The organism is Actinoallomurus sp. NBC_01490 (assembly GCF_036227085.1).
In the GTDB taxonomy this organism is placed as follows: Bacteria; Actinomycetota; Actinomycetes; order Streptosporangiales; family Streptosporangiaceae; genus Actinoallomurus; species Actinoallomurus oryzae.
Window position 1 is genome coordinate 1,191,553 of the sequence record NZ_CP109433.1, and the last position, 17,346, is coordinate 1,208,898.

Genomic DNA, 17,346 nt, shown 5'->3' on the forward strand with positions numbered 1-17,346 from the left:
CGTGGCAGTACCGATCAAGAAGACGCTGGACCGCATCCCCGGCGGGATGATGATCGTGCCGCTACTGGTGGGAGCGATCGTCCACACCGTCTTCCCGACCGCCGGCACCTTCTTCGGTTCGTTCACCGGCGCGCTGTTCAGCGGCTCGTTGAGCATCCTCGCCGTGTTCTACGTGTGCGTGGGCGCGACCATCGAAGTGCGCAACACGCCGTACATCCTGAAAAAGGGCGGGGTGCTGCTCGGTTCGAAGATCGCCGCATCCGTGATCATCGGCGTGGTCCTCGGCCATTTCCTCGGTGAGGCCCCGGTCGGCTCCGGGATGTTCGCGGGGGTGTCGACGCTCGCCGTGGTCGCGGCCATCAACGACACGAACGGCGGCCTCTACATGGCGCTCATGGGGCAGTTCGGCAAATCCCGCGACGCCGCCGCGTACTCTCTGATGTCGATCGAGAGCGGGCCGTTCCTGACGATGGTGACCCTCGGCGTCGCGGGCCTGTCGGCCTTCCCCTGGCAGACGCTGCTCGGCGCCCTGTTGCCACTGCTGGTCGGTGCGCTGCTGGGCAACCTCGACCGCGACATGCGCGAGTTCCTGAGCCGGGCGACTCCCGTGATGATCCCGTTCTTCTCGTTCGCGCTCGGCGCCGGCATCAGCCTGTCCAGCGTGTGGAACGCGGGGCTGCTCGGCCTCGGCCTCGGCGTGGCCGTCATGATCGTCAGCGGCACGATCCTCTTCATCGCCGACAAGGTCACCGGTGGAAACGGCGTGGCGGGTCTCGCCGCGGCATCCACCGCGGGGAACGCCGCGGCGGTCCCGGCGATCGTGGCGACCGCGAACCCCGCGTACAAGGCGGCGGCCGCGCCCGCGACGGTGCTGGTCGCCGCGTCCGTGGTGGTGACCGCCATTCTGGTCCCGATCGTCACCGCCTGGCGGGCCCGGCGGGTCGCCGGTCCGGCGGCGGAGGCTGAGATCACGGAGGAGAAGGCCGAGGCGCGCTCATGACTCCGACGAAGGAGGGTTCATGACCGAGCGGAGCGAGGGAATCGAAGGCACGGCCCCGTGGGTCACGCCCTCCGACGAAGGAGGGCTCATGACCCGATTGGTCATCGTCGCGGACGACCTGACCGGCGCGGGGGACAGCGCGGCCCCGTTCACGGCGCACTTCAGCGTGGCGATAACGGTCGCGGCGGAGGCGGGCTGGCCCGCGGCCGACGTCGTCGCGGTCGACACCGACAGCCGTTACGCCACCGCCGAGGTCGCCGCCGCGCGCGTCACCGCGGCCCTGCGGCGGGCCTCCGACGGTGGCGCCCGTGTCTTCAAGAAGATCGACTCCTTGCTCCGCGGCAATGTCGGGGCCGAGGTACGGGCCGCGGTGACCGCCCTCGCCGGGTCGCGCCGTCCCGCACTGGCCGTGGTGTCGGCGGCCTTCCCGGCGACCGGCCGGACCACCCGGAACGGCGTCGTTCATGTCGACGGCCGGCCGCTGACGGGCCGCCGCGACGGTGACCTCGCCAGGGTGCTGGCCACCGCCGGCCTGACGGTACGACGGGCCGGACCGGCGCAGGTGCACGACCCCGACCTGGCTGCGCGGTTCGCGCAGTACTGGAGGGAGGGCGTCGGCGCGGTGGTGTGCGACGGTGAGACCGACGCCGATCTGGCCGCCGTGGCCGCGGCGGCCGAGGCCGCCGAGCGGGCCGGAACCCCGATACTTCTCGTGGGCACCGGCGGTCTGGCCACCGCGCTGAGCGCGAGGGCGGCCGGCCGGGCCACGACCGCACGGCCGGCCGATCCGGCGGGCGAGACCGGGCGGCGGCCTGGGAACGGCGCGGCCCTGACCGTCATCGGCAGCCATGCGAAGGAGGCACGCGCCCAACGTCTGGCTCTCATCGACGACGGCTGGATCCCCGTCGTGCTGCCCGCGGACGGCGCGGACGTTCGGGAGGCGCTGGCCCGCGGCAGGGTCGTCCTGTCACCCGACCCGGAGGCTCCGGTGGACCGCGCCGACGCCCCCCGCGTCGCGCGCGAACTGGCCGCGGCGACCGCCACGGTCGCCGGGGACCTCTCCGTCCTGGCGGTGACGGGCGGCGAGACGGCCCATGCCGTGCTCGACGCGCTGGGCACCACCGAGATCCGCGTCAACGGCGAACTGGAACCCGGCGTCGTCGCCGGGCGCCTGCCCGGATATCCGGCCCTGTTCGTCACCAAGGCGGGAGCGTTCGGCGACCCGGGAACGCTCGTCCGCGTTCTCACGCACGCAGCCGTCGCGGTGCGATAGACGGCAGAAAGGAAAGACCATGGGACGCCCGATCATCGGGATCACGATGGGCGACGCCGCCGGCGTCGGACCGGAGATCATCGTCAAGGCCCTGTCCGTATCGACGGTCTACGCGACGAGCCGGCCGCTGGTCATCGGCGACGCGGCCCGCCTGCGCAAGGCGGCCGGCATCGTGGGCGCCGATGTGGAGGTGCGCGTCACGGATGCCCCGGAGAAGGCCGCGTTCACCCACGGTGTCATCGACTGCGTCGACCTCGACTGCATCCCCGACGACCTGCTGTTCGGGCGGCTGAGCCCGGTGGCGGGCGAGGGCGCCTACCGGTTCATCGAGCGGGCCGTGAGCCTCGCGGTGGACAACCGGATCGACGCGATCTGCACGGCGCCGCTCAACAAGGAGGCGCTGCACGCGGCCGGCCATCGGTACCCCGGCCACACCGAACTGCTCGCCACGCTCACCGGCACCGAAGAAGTGTCGATGATGCTCAGCGCGCCGAAGCTGCGGGTGATCCACGTGACGACCCATATCGGCCTGGTCGACGCCGTCGAGCGCATCGACGACGGGCTGGTCGAGCGTACGGTCCGCCGTGGGCACGCCACGCTGGTCAAGGCGGGCATCGCCGAGCCGGTCATCGCGGTCTGCGGGATCAACCCGCACGCGGGTGAGAACGGCCTGTTCGGCCGGGGCGAGGAAGAAGACAAGATCGTCCCGGCGATCGAGCGGCTGCGTGCCGAGGGGATCGACGCCCATGGCCCGCTGCCGGCCGACACGGTGTTCTTCCGTGCCGTCCGGGGCGACTTCGACCTGGTCGTGGCGATGTACCACGATCAGGGGCACGGGCCGGTGAAGGTCCTCGGCCTGGAGGCGGGAGTCAACATCACCGTCGGCCTCCCGGTGATCCGCACCAGCGTGGACCACGGGACCGCGTTCGACATCGCCGGGACCGGCCGCGCCGACCACGCCAGCATGCTGGAGGCCATCCGGCAGGCGGTGGAGCTGGCACCCGATCGAGAGCGGGACAATCGACGGTCGTGAAGACCTCCGAGCGCCGTACCCGCATCCGCGACCTGCTCAGGACCCGGCCGACCAGCGTCGACGAACTGGCCGCGCTGTTCGAGGTATCGCTGTCGACGATCCGCCGCGACCTGGCGGTGCTCAGCGACCAGGGCGAGATCGTCCGCACCTACGGCGGCGCACTGTCGGCCACGCCCGGCGAGCCGACCCTGCATGAGCGGGAGACGTTCGCGCAGGCGCAGAAGGCGGCGGTCGCCCGGGAGGCCGAACGCTTCGTACGGCCTGGGCACATGCTGCTGCTCGACGCCGGCACCACGGTCGGTGCCCTGGCCGGACGGCTGTCGACCTGGAGCGGGATAACCGTCATCACCAGCGGGCTGACGAGCTTGAACGCGCTCGCCGACAGCGAGGGCGTCGAACTGATCGTGCTGGGCGGCACGGTCCGCCACGTCAGTCTCGGACTGATCGGCCCGATCGCGGAGAGCACGCTGCGAGGCGTCACCGCGGACGCGGTCTTCCTCGGCGCCGACGGTGTCACCGCGGATCGGGGTCTCTGCGAGACGACCGCCGAACAGGCGGCGCTGAAGCGTCTGATGGTCGAACAGGCCGATGAGGTCTACGTCCTGGCCGACGCGTCGAAGATCGGCCGGACCAGCGGCCACTGGTGGACGGCCCTGGACCGCCCATGGACCCTCGTCACCGACGCCGGTGCCACCGAAGAGGCGCTCGCCCCCTTCCACGCCCGGCCCGAGATCACCGTACGGATCGCCCCCCTTCCCCGGCGCTGACGTGGGCGCGCGGACGGCCGAGCGTCGCCGTCGGCCCGTCGTCTGGGAGACCGGTCGAATCGGGTGTCGATCGGGCCGGGAAGCGGCCCGGCCCGATCGATGCCTCACCGGTGCGGGCCGGCCGCCGCGGTCGGCGACGTGGAGTGCGCCTCACCCGTCGGTGGCGTCGGCGAGGGCGCGGAACAGCAGCACCGTGGAGGCGGCGCCCGGATCCAGGTGGCCGACGCTGCGTGGCCCGAGATAGCTGGCCCGGCCCTTGCGCGCCTGGAGCGGCACGGTCGCCTCGGCGCCCTTCTCGGCCGCGTCGAGGGCGGCCCGCGCCGCCGCCGCGAGACCCTCGCCGGCCGCCGCCTCGAAGGCCGCCACCGCCGGAGCCAGGGCGTCGACCATGGTCTTGTCGCCCTCCTCGGCCTTGCCCAGTTGCTGGACGCCCTCCAGCGCGGCGCGCAGGGCCGCGCCCAGCTCGGCCGCGCCGACCTCGGAGGCGTCGCCCAGGGCCTTGCCGGCGCGCCGGAGCGCGGTGCCGTACAGCGGGCCGGACGCCCCACCGGTCTTGGAGACGAGCGTCCGCCCGGCGGTGATCAGCACCTTCCCCGGCGGCAGGTCCTTGCTCAGGGCTTCGGCGGCGGCGCGCAGGCCGCGGTCGAGGTTCGAGCCGTGGTCGCCGTCGCCGATCGCCGAGTCGAGCCGGGTCAGCCGCTCGGCGTCGGCGGTCACCAGCTCCGAGAAACGGATCATCCATGCGTACGCGTCCATCAGCGCCCCCACCGCAGGCCCGGGGTCTCGACCGGCGCGTCCCACAGCTCGGTCAGCCGGGGCGTGAGCCGGCACACCGAGATCATGCAGCCCGCCATCTCCAGGCTCGTCACATAGTTGCCCACCAGCCGGCGGGAGACGGTCGCGCCGTGCCCGGCCAGCCACTTCTCCGCCGCGGCGTACGCGCCGTACAGCTCCATCAGCGGGGTCCCACCCATGCCGTTGACCATGACGAGCACCTCGGACCCGGACAGCGGCATGTCCGCCTCGATCGCCGACAGCGCGGCGTCGACGATCTCGGTGGCGGTCCGCAGCTTCGTCCGCTCGCGGCCGGGTTCGCCGTGGATGCCGATGCCCAGCTCGATCTCGTCCTCGCCCAGCTCGAACGTCGGCCGCCCGGCGGCCGGGACCGTACAGGCCGTCAGCGCGACGCCGAACGACCGGCTCCGCTCGTTGACCTCCTTGGCCACGCCGGCGACGTCGGCCAGCGCGCCACCGGACTCGGCCAGCGCACCCGCGATCTTCTCGGCGAAGACGGTGGCGCCGGTGCCGCGGCGGCCGGCCGTGTACGTGCTGTCCTGTACGGCGACGTCATCGTCGATCACCACCGGGACGACCTCGATGTCCTCGTCCTCGGCCAGCTCGGCGGCCATCTGGAAGTTGAGCACGTCGCCGGTGTAGTTCTTCACGATGTGCACGACGCCCGCACCGCCGGAGACGGCGGTCGTCGCGGCGAGGATCTGGTCGGGCACCGGTGAGGTGAACACCTCGCCCGGACACGCCGCGTCGAGCATTCCGTACCCCACGAACCCTCCGTGCAGCGGCTCGTGCCCGGAACCCCCGCCCGAGACCAGCCCCACCTTGCCCGTACGCGGGGCGTCGGCCCGTACGATCACGCGCTGCTCCAGGTCCACGCGCAAGGAGGGGTGGGCCGCGGCCATGCCGCGCATCGCGTCGACGACGACGTCGTCAACGGCATCGATCAGTTTCTTCATCTGTCCGGGATACCCCGTGGCCACGCAAAACGCCAGAGCTGTACGGGCAGAGCGCGCAAAGGGCGAAATGTCGTTGATCGTCCTAGGATGTGACGGTGATCGAAGATGTGACGCGCGCGCTCGTGGTGATGGCCCATCCCGACGACGTCGACTTCGCCGCGGCGGGCACCGTCGCGACGTGGACCGACGCAGGCATCGAGGTCACCTACCTGCTCATCACCGACGGTGACGCGGGCGGCTTCGACGACGACCTGCCGCGCGAGGAGATGGCGCCGTTGCGGCGAGCGGAGCAACTGGCCGCCGCCAAGTGCGTGGGCGTCACCGACGTCCGCTTCCTCGGGTACCCGGACGGCCGCGTGGAGGCCACCCTCGACCTGCGGCGCGACATCGCCCGGGTCGTCCGGCAGGTACGGCCCGACCGCGTGATCGTGCCGAGCCCGGAGCGCAACTACCGGCGTATGGCCCCGAGCCACCCCGACCACCGGGCGGTCGGCTCGGCGGCGCTCGACGCGATCTATCCGGACGCGCGCAACCCGTACGCCTTCCCCGAGCTGCGGGCCGAGGGCCTGGAGGCCTGGACCGCCCGCGAGGTGTGGATCTCCGGCGGCGGCCTGGCGGAGGACCATCTCGTCGACGTCACCGACGTGTTCGACCGCAAGCTGGCCGCACTGCGCTCGCACGTCAGCCAGGTCGCCGGCAACGACGACCTCGAAGGCATGCTGCGCGGCTTCCTGTCCGCCAACGCCACGCGGGGCGGCCTGCCCCCGGGCCGCCTGGCCGAGGTCTTCACGATCATCCCGGCCGAGTGAACCCCCAGGAGACTTGGTGAAACCCCGGATCCTGCTCGACTGCGACACGGGCATCGACGACGCACTCGCCCTGCTGTACCTCGCCCCGCTGATCAAGACCGGTGAGGTCGACCTCGTCGCCGCCGGTACGGTGCACGGCAACGTCGCCCCGGAGGTCGGAGCGCTCAACACCCTGCGGGTGCTCGAAGACGCGGGCGTGCGCGACGTGCCGGTCGCGGTCGGCGCGGCCCGGCCGATGGCCCAGGCGGTGAGCCTGGCCGCCGAAGTGCACGGGTCCGACGGGCTCGGCGAGATCGGCCTGGGCGATCCGGAGGGCCGGCCGATCGGGATCTCCGCGCCCGAGCAGATCGTCCGGCTGGCGCGCGAGAACCCCGGCGAGCTGACCCTCCTGGCGATCGGACCGCTGACCAACCTGGCCATCGCGCTCCTGCTGGAGCCCGCGCTGCCCCGGATGTTCCGCGAGGTCGTGATCATGGGCGGCGCGTTCGCCCACCAGGGCAACGTCACCGGCCACGCCGAGGCGAACATCTGGCACGACCCGGAGGCGGCCGAACTGGTCTTCGCGGCCGGCTGGCCGATCACCCTCGTGCCCCTCGACGTCACCCATGCGACCGTGGTCGACGGTGAGTGGCTCGACCGGCTGGCCGCGGGCGAGACCGACCGGGCGCGACTGGCCACCCGGATCCTGGTCTTCTACGCCGAGGCCTACCGTCGGCAGTTGGGCACGCGCGGCGTCGTCATCCACGACGCCCTCGCCGCCATGCTCGCCCTGGACCCGGCGCTCGGCGAGTACGCCACCCGTCCGGTCCGCGTCGAACTGCGCGGCGAACACACCCGCGGGACGACCCTGTGGGACCGCCGCCTGCACGCCGACGACGGCGACCGGCCTCCGGTGAAGGTCGCCGTGAACGTCGACGTCAAGACCTTCCGCGAACGGCTGCTCGCGAGCCTGCTCTGACGCGCTTTGACTTCGGAACATATTCCGAACTGGTGTGAGGTCGTGTCCACTCTTGTCGTCTCGTTCTCCGAACTCTCGAAGAACTCCAAACGGGTCGCCGAGGCCGTCGAGCGTGCTCAGCGCGTGCATGTCACGCGACGTGACGGCGAGGATCTCTACCTCACCACCGAGCATCACGACCGGCAGCGGGAAGAGACCGCCGACGTCACCACCCGGTTGTTCACCGCGCTGATCAGCAGTGACGAAGGTGCTCGCGCGGTCCTGCTCGCGCTTCCTCAGGTGTTCCCCTGGGCGCGGCACCTTTCGGCTGCGGAGGTGCGCGAGTTCGTCGTCGATCTCGTGGACGCCATTCGCGACGCGGCCGACCTGGATGTCCACTCCAACGTGCATCGCGTGATCGTGGAGTGGCGGGCCACCGCCAGGATTCTGGCCGATCCCGAGCTCACGGCCCGGCTCACCACACCGCTGGCCGATGAGGATCACGGCGAGGTGCCCGCCCCGTGAGCCCGAAACGCGGTGACGACGTCCCGCCGCCACCGGTCGGCGACGAATGGCGTCTCCGTTTCGCCACGAACGACGCGGCGAAAGGCTGGGCGGAGCTGTGTCACGATGCCGCGGGCAACACCCGGCGTCGCTACGAGGCGCTGCGTTACGACCCGACCTCGATGCGCGACCCCGATCGGCAACACCGACTGCGCGGCCGCCTCGCCACGGCCACGCTGGGCGGCATCGAGTACCCGCAGCGGGAATACGAGGTGACCGCCGGCGGGCGCGTACGCTACCTCGTCGACCAGGCGAGACGGACGGTCTACTTCGTCTACGCCTCACCACGGCATCCGAAGGACACGGACACGTGAGTGGATCCGGCCGCTTGCCGGGCGTTCCGGGCGAGGGCCGCCCGCTCGCGCTCTTGCTGGGTACGGCTACCCTGCGAAGAGGCTGAGCACCCCGGTAGGAGGCAGGAATGGCTGGTCCGATCCGCGTCGTCGTCGCCAAGCCCGGTCTGGACGGTCATGACCGAGGCGCGAAGGTGGTCGCCAGGGCACTGCGCGACGCCGGCATGGAGGTCATCTACACCGGGCTGCACCAGACGCCCGAGCAGATCGTCGAGGCGGCTCTGCAGGAGGACGCCGACGGCATCGGCCTTTCCATCCTGTCCGGCGCCCACATGACCCTGTGCGCCAGCCTTCTCAACCTGCTGAAAGAACGCGACGCGCTCGACATCCCGGTCTTCGTGGGCGGCATCATCCCGGACGCCGACATCCCCGAACTCGAGAAGCTCGGCGTGGCCCGTGTCTTCACCCCGGGCGCCACGACCCAGGAGATCGTCGAGTGGGTCCGCGCCAACGTGGGCGAGGACGCCCGCGAGTCCGTCGCGGAGAGCTGAACGCTCTCAGGCCGGAGGGGTCGGCAGTACGGTCTGGTTCGCGGTCAGGGCGAGGACGACCAGGGCGGAGGTCCAGCCCAGCGGGGCGACGCCGGCCTGGTTTCCGTGGGCGTCGACCTTCTCCGGGAACGACCCCAGCGTCGACCGGTTGTCGATCAGCCAGTCCAGCCAGCCCTTCGCCGCGGTGAGGTCGCCCGACGCCGCGGCCGCCAGGGCGAACAGGCCGGTCTCAGGGGTCCACGCGACGCTCGCGCCGTAGCCCTCGCCCGGCACGACGCCGCCGGTCGGCAGCCGCAGGCGGTCGCCCGTCCTCGTCACCGCGGCCAGCACGGACGGGGACGCCGGGGCGAACGGCGGCGCCAGGAACGTCACCGACGAGTCCAGCAGGCCGCCGGCGATCGGCGAACGCGGATAGCCGTACGGGCCGAAGCGGCGTTCGATGCCCTGCGCCAGACGGTCGGCGTCGCGGCTCCAGCGCTGCGCCGCGTCGTTGTCGCCCCGTACGGCCGCGAGCGACGCGGCGGCGCGCAGGCCGGCCAGCAGCGGCGCGCACACGCCGAGAGTGGCCACGTGCGGCGCCTGCTCGCGCGACGTGCCGCGCTCCCAGTAGTCCGGCGACGGCGGGGGCAGGCCGTCGGAGCGCAGGGAGTCGGCCGCCCGGTCGGCGGCGCGGCGCACCATCGGCCACAGCGTGTCCAGGTTGGCCGCCTGCGGCGCCGTCTGGTGCAGGAACCAGGTCGCCCACAGCACCCAGCCGAGGCTGTCGAGCTGCACCTGCCGCCCGTCCGCGACCGCCGTACCGTCCGGCTGGTAGCGCGCCGCCCACAGGCCGCCGTGGTCCTGGGCGCGGGCCAGGAAGTACAGGACGCGCTGGGCGTCGTCGCCGTGCCCGGTGACCGCGAACGCCGCTGCGGCGAACGCGCCGTCGCGCGGCCACATGTAGTTCCACGCGCCGTACCACGAGGCCGTCGACGCGCCGTTCGGCAGCGTCAGCATGCGCAGGTCGAGCAGGGCGCGGCCGGCGGCGTCGCGCTCGGCCGACGTCATGCCGGGGACGATGCCGTCCGCGAGCCACGCCTGGTCGGCCCGTACGGCCTCGGTCACGCGCGGGTCGTCGCGTGGCAGCGTCACCGGATCGTTCAGTCCGAACGGGATCAGCCGCGCCTTACCGTCGGGAAGGGCGAGAACGGAGCTGCCCGGGATGTACGAGGCGCCTTCGGCCTCTTCCTGCGGAACCGCGGAGCGGGAGAACGGCCAGCCGCCGCTGCCGATGAGACCCGGACTGCGCCAGTCGGGCCGCCCGTCATCCGGGATGGAGGCGGCGCAGGTCGCGGTGAGTGCGGCGACGAGCAGGAGAGAAGCGACACGGCGAACATCCCGTGCCTTGTTCCCGCTCACCGGCGACTCCCGAAAATCATGGCACCCAGTACACCAAAGACCGGCAAACACCTGTAGTTCACGTAGTCATTACCCGAGCGTCACCGTGACGCGTCCGGGGAAGTCCGGTCCGAGCTGGAATCCTTGTCCCTCAGGGCGTGAAGCGGTCGATGATGCGAAACGCTCCTTGGGACCCGGCGGTCAGCCGTGTAAGCCGTAGCGACTAGGCTGCCTGGTCGGAGCGGACCGCTGGACGCGGTCGCAACCCTGTCGATCCCGTTAAGGACGGACCCCCGTGGACCTGTTCGAACATCAGGCGAAGGAGCTCTTCGCGGAGTACGGCGTCCCGGTCCCTGCCGGCAAGATCGCTACGACGCCGGAGGAGGCTCGGGCGATCGCTGAGGAGTTCGCCGCCGCCGGCACTGCGCGCGTCGTTGTGAAGGCGCAGGTGAAGACCGGCGGCCGTGGTAAGGCCGGAGGTGTGAAGCTGGCCGATTCGCCCGCTGACGCCGAGGAGAAGGCGCGGCAGATTCTCGGCATGGACATCAAGGGCCACACGGTCCACAAGGTGTTGGTCGAAGAGGCGAGCGCCATCGCCCAGGAGTTCTACTTCTCGTTCCTGCTCGATCGTGCGAACCGGACGTTCTTGTCGATCTGTTCGGTCGAGGGTGGGATGGAGATCGAGGAGGTCGCCGCGACCAAGCCCGAGGCGGTCGCGCAGATCCCGATCAACGCGCTGGCCGGTGTCGACCGGGTCAAGGCCCGGGAGATCGCGGCCGCCGGGCGGCTGCCGGCCGAGGCGCTGGAGGGGGCCGCGGAGCTCATCGAGCGGTTGTGGGCGGCGTTCGTGGATGAGGACGCCACGCTGGTCGAGGTGAATCCGCTGATCCTCACCGCCGATGGTCGGGTCAAGGCGCTGGATGGCAAGGTCACCCTGGATGGGAACGCGGCGTTCCGTCAGCCCGAGCATGAGGCGCTGGAGGACAAGGCGTCGACCGATCCGCTGGAGGCCAAGGCCAAGGCCAAGGACCTGAACTACGTCAAGCTGGACGGCAGCGTCGGGATCATCGGTAACGGCGCGGGTCTGGTGATGTCGACCCTGGATGTGGTCGCCTACGCCGGTGAACGGTACGGCGGGCAGAAGCCGGCGAACTTTCTGGACATCGGTGGTGGTGCCTCGGCGGAGGTGATGGCCAACGGTATGGAGATCGTGCTGGGTGACCCGAGCGTGAAGAGCGTGTTCATCAACGTGTTCGGCGGCATCACTTCTGGGGATGCGGTCGCGAACGGGATCGTGCAGGCGGTCAAGCTGCTGGGTGATCGGGGCGAGACGGTGGATCGTCCGATCGTGGTGCGGCTGGACGGCAACAACGCCGAGGAGGGCCGCCGGATTCTCAATGAGGCCGCCATCTCGGTCATCGAGCAGGTCGAGACGATGGATGAGGCGGCGCGGCGCGCCGCTGAGCTGGCTTCGGCGGGGGTGTGAGATGGCGGTCTGGCTGACCGAGGACAGCAGGGTCATCGTGCAGGGGATGACCGGTTCGGAAGGGTCGAAGCACACCGCGCGGATGCTGCGGGCGGGTACGAACGTCGTGGGTGGGGTCAACGCCCGTAAGGCGGGGCAGACGGTCGCGTACGAGGGCCGGGAGTTGCCGGTGTTCGGGTCGGTCGCTGAGGCGATGGCCGCCACGGGGGCTGATGTGTCGGTGGCGTTCGTGCCGCCGAAGTTCTCCAAGGACGCGGTGATCGAGGCGATCGATGCGGAGATCGGGCTGTGCATCGTGATCACCGAGGGGATCCCGGTGCATGATTCGACGGCGGCGTGGGCGCATGCGGTGGCCAAGGGCAACAAGACCCGGATCATCGGCCCGAACTGCCCGGGGGTGGCCTCGCCGGGGAAGTCGAACGCGGGGATCATCCCGGCCGACATCACCACGCCGGGGCGGATCGGGCTGGTGAGCAAGTCGGGGACTTTGACGTATCAGATGATGTACGAGCTGCGGGACATCGGTTTTTCGACCTGTATCGGGATCGGTGGTGACCCGGTGATCGGCACCACCCACATCGATGCGCTGGAGGCGTTCCAGGCCGACCCGGAGACCGATGCGATCGTGATGATCGGGGAGATCGGCGGGGACGCCGAGGAGCGCGCGGCGGCTTACATCGAGGCGAACGTGACCAAGCCGGTGGTCGGGTATGTCGCCGGGTTCACCGCGCCGGAGGGCAAGACCATGGGTCATGCCGGTGCGATCGTGTCGGGTTCGTCCGGTACCGCCGAGGCCAAGAAGGAAGCGCTGGAGAAGGTCGGTGTCCGGGTCGGCAAGACCCCCAGCGAAACCGCCCGCCTCATGCGCGAGATCATGTCCCGCTGACGCGAACGCAGAGAGCCCCGGCCGCCGTTCTCATGGCGCCGGGGCCTCCGCGTGTTTCGCGGCTTTCGAACGCCAGTGACGGCGCCGGGGCCTGGTCGAGTGAGAGCCTGCGCGGGCCCTAAAGGTGCTCGACCAGGAACCTGGTGGTGGCGTCGATGCACGCGTCGCGTACGGACGGCACGTCGTACACGTCGTAGTGGCCGCCGCTGAGCTCAAGGAGCTGCTTGGGCTTCCGTACCCGGTCATAGATCTCCCGGGCGACCTCGGGCGGGGTCGTGGTGTCGGCCTCAGCCAAGATCATAAGCAGCGGGATGGGACTGATGTCCTCGGCGAACGCGCCCGGGTCATAGGGCACTATCCGGTCGAGTGAGTGCGCGGCGATCCAGTTGTGGAACGTCTCGTGCTCCTTTTCGTTGCGCCGATGCCAGTCGAGATCGGTCGGGCCGAGAACCGACTCGGTGTCCTCATCGGCGGTGATGGCGAGCGGGCGGGGCTCACCGGTGCGCGCGTACGCCAGCCGGTCGGCGAGGGTGGAAGCGAGGAAGCGTTCCCGTACGGCCGGTTCGCTGCGCCGGAAGTATCGCCATAGGCCGATGGCCGGCACCTGGGCCACCACGGCCGTGACCCGGCGGTCGAGAGCGGCAACGCGCAGGACGTGGCCGCCGCCGAACGACGTGCCCCACAGGCCGATCCGTTCGGCGTCGATCTCGGGCCGCTCCGACAGCCAGGTCAGGGCGTTGCGCAGGTCGTCGCACTGAGCCTCGGGCAGGACCTGCTGACGCGGCAGCCCGCCGGACTCGCCGAGGTAGCGGTAGTCGATGGTGAGCACGGCGATCCCGGCCGCGGCGAACGCGGTGGCGAAGGCGGGCAGGTACATCTGGCGGATGTTGGCGAACCCGTTGCCCATCACCAGGCCGGGCAGCGGGCCGGTGGCGTCGGCCGGCGCGTACAAGGAGCCGGCGCAGTCGACGCCCTCGCTGCGGAAGCTGATCTCCTCAACGCGCACGTTCATGCCGGCACTCCGGTCTGGCGCGTGGCCCGCCGTGCGCTCTGCTGTGCCGTCTGTTGGGCATCGACGAAGTCGGTGATTATCGAGAAGAGCCGGTCCGGGTCCTCGAACGGCAGCCCGTGCCCGCCCGGTACCTCTAGGTATCGGCTGTCGCCTATCGCCTCCGCCAGCTCTCGCTGGTGGTGAGTTGGGATGACCTGGTCTTCGGTGCTGGCGAGCACCAGCGTGGGCGCCAGAACCCGCCCGACGCTGTCGCGCAGGTCGATCCGGCCGTCCAAGTCGATCTGAGGGAGGATGTGCTCGCCGAGCGTTGCCGCGAACCCGGCGGCGAACTCGGCGAACTGCTCGTCGTTGAGCGTGCCCAACAGGCCGGGACCCGTCGCGGTCAAGATCAGATGCCGGGCCAGCAGCACCGGATCGGTGCGCAGCAGCCGCGCCCACAGGTCGACCATGAACACCTCCCGGGGCCCGGTCGTCACCCAGCCGGCGTGCAGCAGCAGTGAGGTCACTGCGCCCGGTTCGCGCGCCGCGACGGCGGTGGCGATCACCGCACCGAGCGAGTGCCCGACCAAGTGGAACCGCTCCAGGCCGGCCGTATGGACGGTGGCGAGGACCTGGTCGGCCAGCTCGTCGAGATCGAGTGGACCGTCCGGCGCGGGAGTGCCGCCCGCGCCGGGCAGGTTCGGCGCGACGATCGCGTAGCGATCGCTCGCCGCTTCGATGAGAGCTCCCCAGTTCGACGCCGCGTCGGCGCCGGTGCCGTGGATCAGGACGAGTCCCGGACCGGTGCCTGCAGCGATGTGATCAAGAACGGTGGTCATGAGAACCTCTCTGGTCGTTCATTTGCCAGGGAGCGTATATGTGACAGAGCTCTGATAACAAGTAGAGGTCTGTCAGTAGGTAGAATCCGGCTTATGAAGATGCCGCCGCACGAACGCCTCGGCATGCACATCAAGCGCGTCGAGCAGGAACTGATGGCGGCCAAGCACGCGGCGCTACGCCGGTTCGGTCTGACCGTGCCGCAGTACGGGGTCCTGTACACGCTCGCCGAGCACCCGGGGATCTCCGCCGCCGCGCTGGCCCGGGCCTGCCTCGTCACCCCGCAGACCATCGCCACCGTGCTCACGAATCTCCAGGCCAAGGCTCTGATCACCCGCCGGCCCCACCCCTGGCACCGCAAGGTGACCGAGGTGCAACTCACCGACGAAGGCCACCGCCTCCTCGAGAAGGCCGACGCCGAGGCGGCGGCGATCGAGCGAAAACTCGCCGATGCCTACACACCCGAAGAACGCGCCCAACTCGTCGAACTGCTGGCCCGAGCATCCAACCGCTTGGCCGACTCGGATCCCTCATCGCCGACCGACGCTCCTTCACCAGCCGCGACGTCGGATCAGAACTCTTAGGATTCCGACACGCCGGAGGCGCTGTCTCGGTTGGGGGGCTTGTGGCTGCGAGCATGGGTGGCGGTCTGTGCCCAGCCAGCCGAGGAGCGGTGACGACCCAATGAGCGACGTACGGGCACGCGTGTCCGGTGCGGATGCCGGTGACGAACCCGGTGGGGGCGAGCTCTCGGCCGAGCCCGCGGTACGGCCGCTCGCGGTCTCCGGCATCGTCGCCGCCGTCTGGTGCGCCGGGCTCGGGCTGACCACGCTCACCACGGTCACGCTCATCGGGTGGATCGCCGCGCCGCGTACCGCGCTCGGCACCGGGCTGCCCGGTGTGTTCCGTACCGCGGTGAACTTCTGGCTCGTCTCACACCACGCCGGTTTCTCGGTACCGCACGGCCGCGTCGGGCTGCTTCCCCTCGGTCTGACCGTGCTGCCGGGCGCGCTGCTCTTCCGTGGGGGCGGGTGGATCACCCGGACCGGCCGGGTTCGCGGGCGGTACCGCATCGGCGTCGTGCACGCCGCGCTCGCGCTCGCCGTCCCGTACGCGGTGCTGGCCTTCCTGCTCGCCCTCCTCGCTCGCTCCACGGTGGTGTCGCCGTCGGCGTGGCAGGCGCTCCTGGCGTGCTTCCTGCTCGCCCTCGTCGCGGGCGGGCTCGGTGCGGCGCGGGCCCTGGTCGCCTCGACCACGAAGCGCTCGCCGTGGGTGGCGATCTTCATGCTGCTGCCGCATCGCGCGCGGTCGCTCGCCGCCGGGGTCACCGGCGCCATGACCGTGCTCATCGCGTCCGGGTTGCTGATCTTCCTCGTCTCGCTGCTCTTCCACGTCTCGGAGCTGACCCACATCTACGGCATGCTCGGCACCGGGATCGTCGGCGGCATCCTGCTGACCATCGTCTCGATCACCTACCTGCCGAACGCCGCGATCTGGGCCGTGTCGTACGCCGTCGGCCCCGGGTTCGCGGTCGGCGCGGGCACGAGCGTGGCCCCGTCGGGCGTCTTCGTCGGCATGATCCCCTCGTTCCCGCCGCTCGCGGCGCTGCCGTCCCCCGGCCCGGCACCGCTGGTCTCACTGCTCGCCCTGGCCGTTCCGTTCGCCGCGGGCGTCGCCGGAGGCGTGCTGACCGTCCGGTCCCTGCCGAGCGCGGTGGGCGAGGCGGCGCCGCTGTGGGGCTTCGTCTGCGGCGTGCTGACCGGCGGCGTGGTGGCGTTCCTGGCGGCGCTGTCCGGCGGGCCCGTCGGCGGTCACCGCATGGCGGTCATGGGGCCCTCCGCCTGGCAGGTCGGCCTGATGGCGGCCCTCGAGGTCGGCGTCTCGGCCGCCATCGCCGCCTGGGCGGCCAACTGGCACCTGCTGCGCCGCATGCCGCCGGCCGAGGACGACGCGCCCGCGCCCGAGCCCGCCGCCGAACCCGCCAAGCCCTCCGACAAGGTGCAGTTCGAGGATCCGGAGCCGGTGCTGGCCACGGTAGAGGTCCCGCCGCCGTTGCCCGACGGTGTGACGCCGATCGGCGAGCGTCAGCGGCTGCCCGGAGTGCCGCGCCCGCGCAAGGAGGCCGAGCCCGGCTCGGTCTCCCCGATCCGCAAGCGCCCACCGCGCGACCGCCCACGCTGACGGCACGCGAAGGTCAGAACATCGAGCGGTAGCGGTCCATCGACCCCGCCGGCAGGTGGAGCTTGTGCTCGATCTTCGGGAAGTAGCGGTCCTGGCAGGTCTGCTTGTCGGTGATGGTCAGCGCGGAGGAGCGGCAGTTCTCGTAGTCGCTGAACTCCGTCGCGACCATCGCGCCGATGGCGATGCCGGCCACGGCGAAGCACAGCCCGACCGCCCCGACGATGATGCCCCCGATGGCGCCCGGCGCGCGGGTGAGGACGCGCTTGGCGCGGCGGCGGGCGCGTACGCCGGTGACGACGCCTGCGATCAGCAGCGCCAGGCCGAGCAGGGCGAGCCCCGGGATCGGCAGGAACAGCAGCAGCAGGCCGATGATGCTCAGCGACAGCGCGCGCATTCCGCCGCGCTCCACCGGGGTGGGCGGCAGCGGGGGCGGGGGTGCGGAAGGTGGCGGCCCGGGAAGCTGCGTCTGCGGTCCGCTCTCGCCCGGTCCTTGGGCGTCGCTCACGATGTCTCCTGGTTCGATCCGGCTGCTCTTGGGGGTCACGCTATGGCCTGCGGCTGGGGTGCGGGCGCCCGCGGGTGGCCGATCCCGGGCGGTGTGCGGCGCGTG

19 protein-coding genes are annotated in these 17,346 nt (G+C 71.2%); 13 read left to right on the top strand and 6 right to left on the bottom strand.

What is annotated here, in order from left to right:
• Position 1 precedes the first annotated feature (1 nt).
• From OG417_RS06125 to OG417_RS06140, 4 genes are all read left to right on the top strand, one after another.
• On the top strand, positions 2-1,000 hold the full coding sequence (locus tag OG417_RS06125; RefSeq protein WP_329250962.1) for a 2-keto-3-deoxygluconate permease: 999 nt from the start codon (positions 2-4) through the stop codon (positions 998-1,000).
• Between the two features lie 88 nt (positions 1,001-1,088).
• Positions 1,089-2,273: a four-carbon acid sugar kinase family protein gene (locus OG417_RS06130; RefSeq protein ID WP_329250964.1), complete on the top strand. Its 1,185-nt coding sequence runs from the start codon at positions 1,089-1,091 to the stop codon at positions 2,271-2,273.
• A 19-nt stretch (positions 2,274-2,292) separates the two neighbouring features.
• Positions 2,293-3,306 carry a 4-hydroxythreonine-4-phosphate dehydrogenase PdxA gene (gene pdxA / locus OG417_RS06135; protein ID WP_329250966.1) on the top strand — a complete coding sequence of 338 codons (1,014 nt, stop codon included), beginning with the start codon at positions 2,293-2,295 and terminating at the stop codon, positions 3,304-3,306.
• A complete protein-coding gene (locus tag OG417_RS06140; protein WP_329250968.1) occupies positions 3,303-4,073 on the top strand; it encodes a DeoR/GlpR family DNA-binding transcription regulator in 771 nt (256 codons plus the stop codon). The genes pdxA and OG417_RS06140 overlap by 4 nt, the downstream gene beginning before the upstream one ends.
• A 150-nt stretch (positions 4,074-4,223) precedes the next feature.
• On the opposite strand, the gene dhaL is transcribed toward OG417_RS06140, so the two are convergent.
• Entirely contained in the window at positions 4,224-4,811 is a 588-nt protein-coding gene (dhaL, locus tag OG417_RS06145; protein ID WP_329250970.1) for a dihydroxyacetone kinase subunit DhaL, read from the bottom strand.
• Between the two features lie 17 nt (positions 4,812-4,828).
• The gene (gene dhaK, locus OG417_RS06150) at positions 4,829-5,824 is read right to left on the bottom strand and encodes a dihydroxyacetone kinase subunit DhaK (protein ID WP_329250973.1); all 996 of its coding nucleotides are present in this window, start codon (positions 5,822-5,824) and stop codon (positions 4,829-4,831) included.
• A gap of 128 nt (positions 5,825-5,952) precedes the next feature.
• On the opposite strand from dhaK, the gene OG417_RS06155 reads away from it, so the two are divergent.
• The 5 genes from OG417_RS06155 (at position 5,953) to OG417_RS06175 (ending at position 8,978) form a co-directional block, all read left to right on the top strand.
• Positions 5,953-6,633, top strand: coding sequence for a PIG-L deacetylase family protein (locus OG417_RS06155; protein WP_329262133.1), 681 nt, complete (start codon positions 5,953-5,955; stop codon positions 6,631-6,633).
• Between the two features lie 16 nt (positions 6,634-6,649).
• Positions 6,650-7,591: a nucleoside hydrolase gene (locus tag OG417_RS06160; protein ID WP_329250976.1), complete on the top strand. Its 942-nt coding sequence runs from the start codon at positions 6,650-6,652 to the stop codon at positions 7,589-7,591.
• Between the two features lie 42 nt (positions 7,592-7,633).
• Positions 7,634-8,095 carry a hypothetical protein gene (locus tag OG417_RS06165; RefSeq protein ID WP_329250979.1) on the top strand — a complete coding sequence of 154 codons (462 nt, stop codon included), beginning with the start codon at positions 7,634-7,636 and terminating at the stop codon, positions 8,093-8,095.
• The gene (locus OG417_RS06170; RefSeq protein ID WP_329250982.1) at positions 8,092-8,448 is read left to right on the top strand and encodes a hypothetical protein; all 357 of its coding nucleotides are present in this window, start codon (positions 8,092-8,094) and stop codon (positions 8,446-8,448) included. The genes OG417_RS06165 and OG417_RS06170 overlap by 4 nt, the downstream gene beginning before the upstream one ends.
• Before the next feature lie 107 nt (positions 8,449-8,555).
• A complete protein-coding gene (locus OG417_RS06175) occupies positions 8,556-8,978 on the top strand; it encodes a cobalamin B12-binding domain-containing protein (RefSeq protein WP_329250984.1) in 423 nt (140 codons plus the stop codon).
• A 6-nt stretch (positions 8,979-8,984) separates the two neighbouring features.
• On the opposite strand, the gene OG417_RS06180 is transcribed toward OG417_RS06175, so the two are convergent.
• Positions 8,985-10,376 carry a glycoside hydrolase family 15 protein gene (locus tag OG417_RS06180; protein WP_329250987.1) on the bottom strand — a complete coding sequence of 464 codons (1,392 nt, stop codon included), beginning with the start codon at positions 10,374-10,376 and terminating at the stop codon, positions 8,985-8,987.
• A gap of 274 nt (positions 10,377-10,650) precedes the next feature.
• On the opposite strand from OG417_RS06180, the gene sucC reads away from it, so the two are divergent.
• Together sucC and sucD are read left to right on the top strand one after the other, a co-directional pair.
• Positions 10,651-11,841, top strand: coding sequence for an ADP-forming succinate--CoA ligase subunit beta (gene sucC / locus OG417_RS06185; RefSeq protein WP_329234273.1), 1,191 nt, complete (start codon positions 10,651-10,653; stop codon positions 11,839-11,841).
• A gap of 1 nt (position 11,842) precedes the next feature.
• On the top strand, positions 11,843-12,727 hold the full coding sequence (gene sucD, locus OG417_RS06190; RefSeq protein WP_329250989.1) for a succinate--CoA ligase subunit alpha: 885 nt from the start codon (positions 11,843-11,845) through the stop codon (positions 12,725-12,727).
• 118 nt (positions 12,728-12,845) lie between these two features.
• Here sucD and OG417_RS06195 read toward each other — a convergent pair whose 3' ends face one another.
• Positions 12,846-13,739: an alpha/beta hydrolase gene (locus OG417_RS06195; protein WP_329250992.1), complete on the bottom strand. Its 894-nt coding sequence runs from the start codon at positions 13,737-13,739 to the stop codon at positions 12,846-12,848.
• Positions 13,736-14,557 (bottom strand): alpha/beta fold hydrolase, encoded by an 822-nt coding sequence (locus OG417_RS06200; protein ID WP_329250994.1) that lies wholly within the window; start codon positions 14,555-14,557, stop codon positions 13,736-13,738. Before OG417_RS06200 ends, OG417_RS06195 begins: the two co-directional genes overlap by 4 nt.
• 93 nt (positions 14,558-14,650) lie before the next feature.
• Between OG417_RS06200 and OG417_RS06205 the strand changes: the two genes are divergently transcribed.
• Both OG417_RS06205 and OG417_RS06210 read left to right on the top strand, forming a co-directional pair.
• Positions 14,651-15,139 (top strand): MarR family winged helix-turn-helix transcriptional regulator, encoded by a 489-nt coding sequence (locus tag OG417_RS06205; RefSeq protein ID WP_329250997.1) that lies wholly within the window; start codon positions 14,651-14,653, stop codon positions 15,137-15,139.
• 100 nt (positions 15,140-15,239) lie between these two features.
• Positions 15,240-16,736, top strand: a complete 1,497-nt coding sequence (locus tag OG417_RS06210; protein ID WP_329250999.1) for a cell division protein PerM — start codon at positions 15,240-15,242, stop codon at positions 16,734-16,736.
• Between the two features lie 13 nt (positions 16,737-16,749).
• Here OG417_RS06210 and OG417_RS06215 read toward each other — a convergent pair whose 3' ends face one another.
• Positions 16,750-17,241, bottom strand: a complete 492-nt coding sequence (locus OG417_RS06215; protein ID WP_329251003.1) for a hypothetical protein — start codon at positions 17,239-17,241, stop codon at positions 16,750-16,752.
• Positions 17,242-17,346 lie beyond the last annotated feature (105 nt).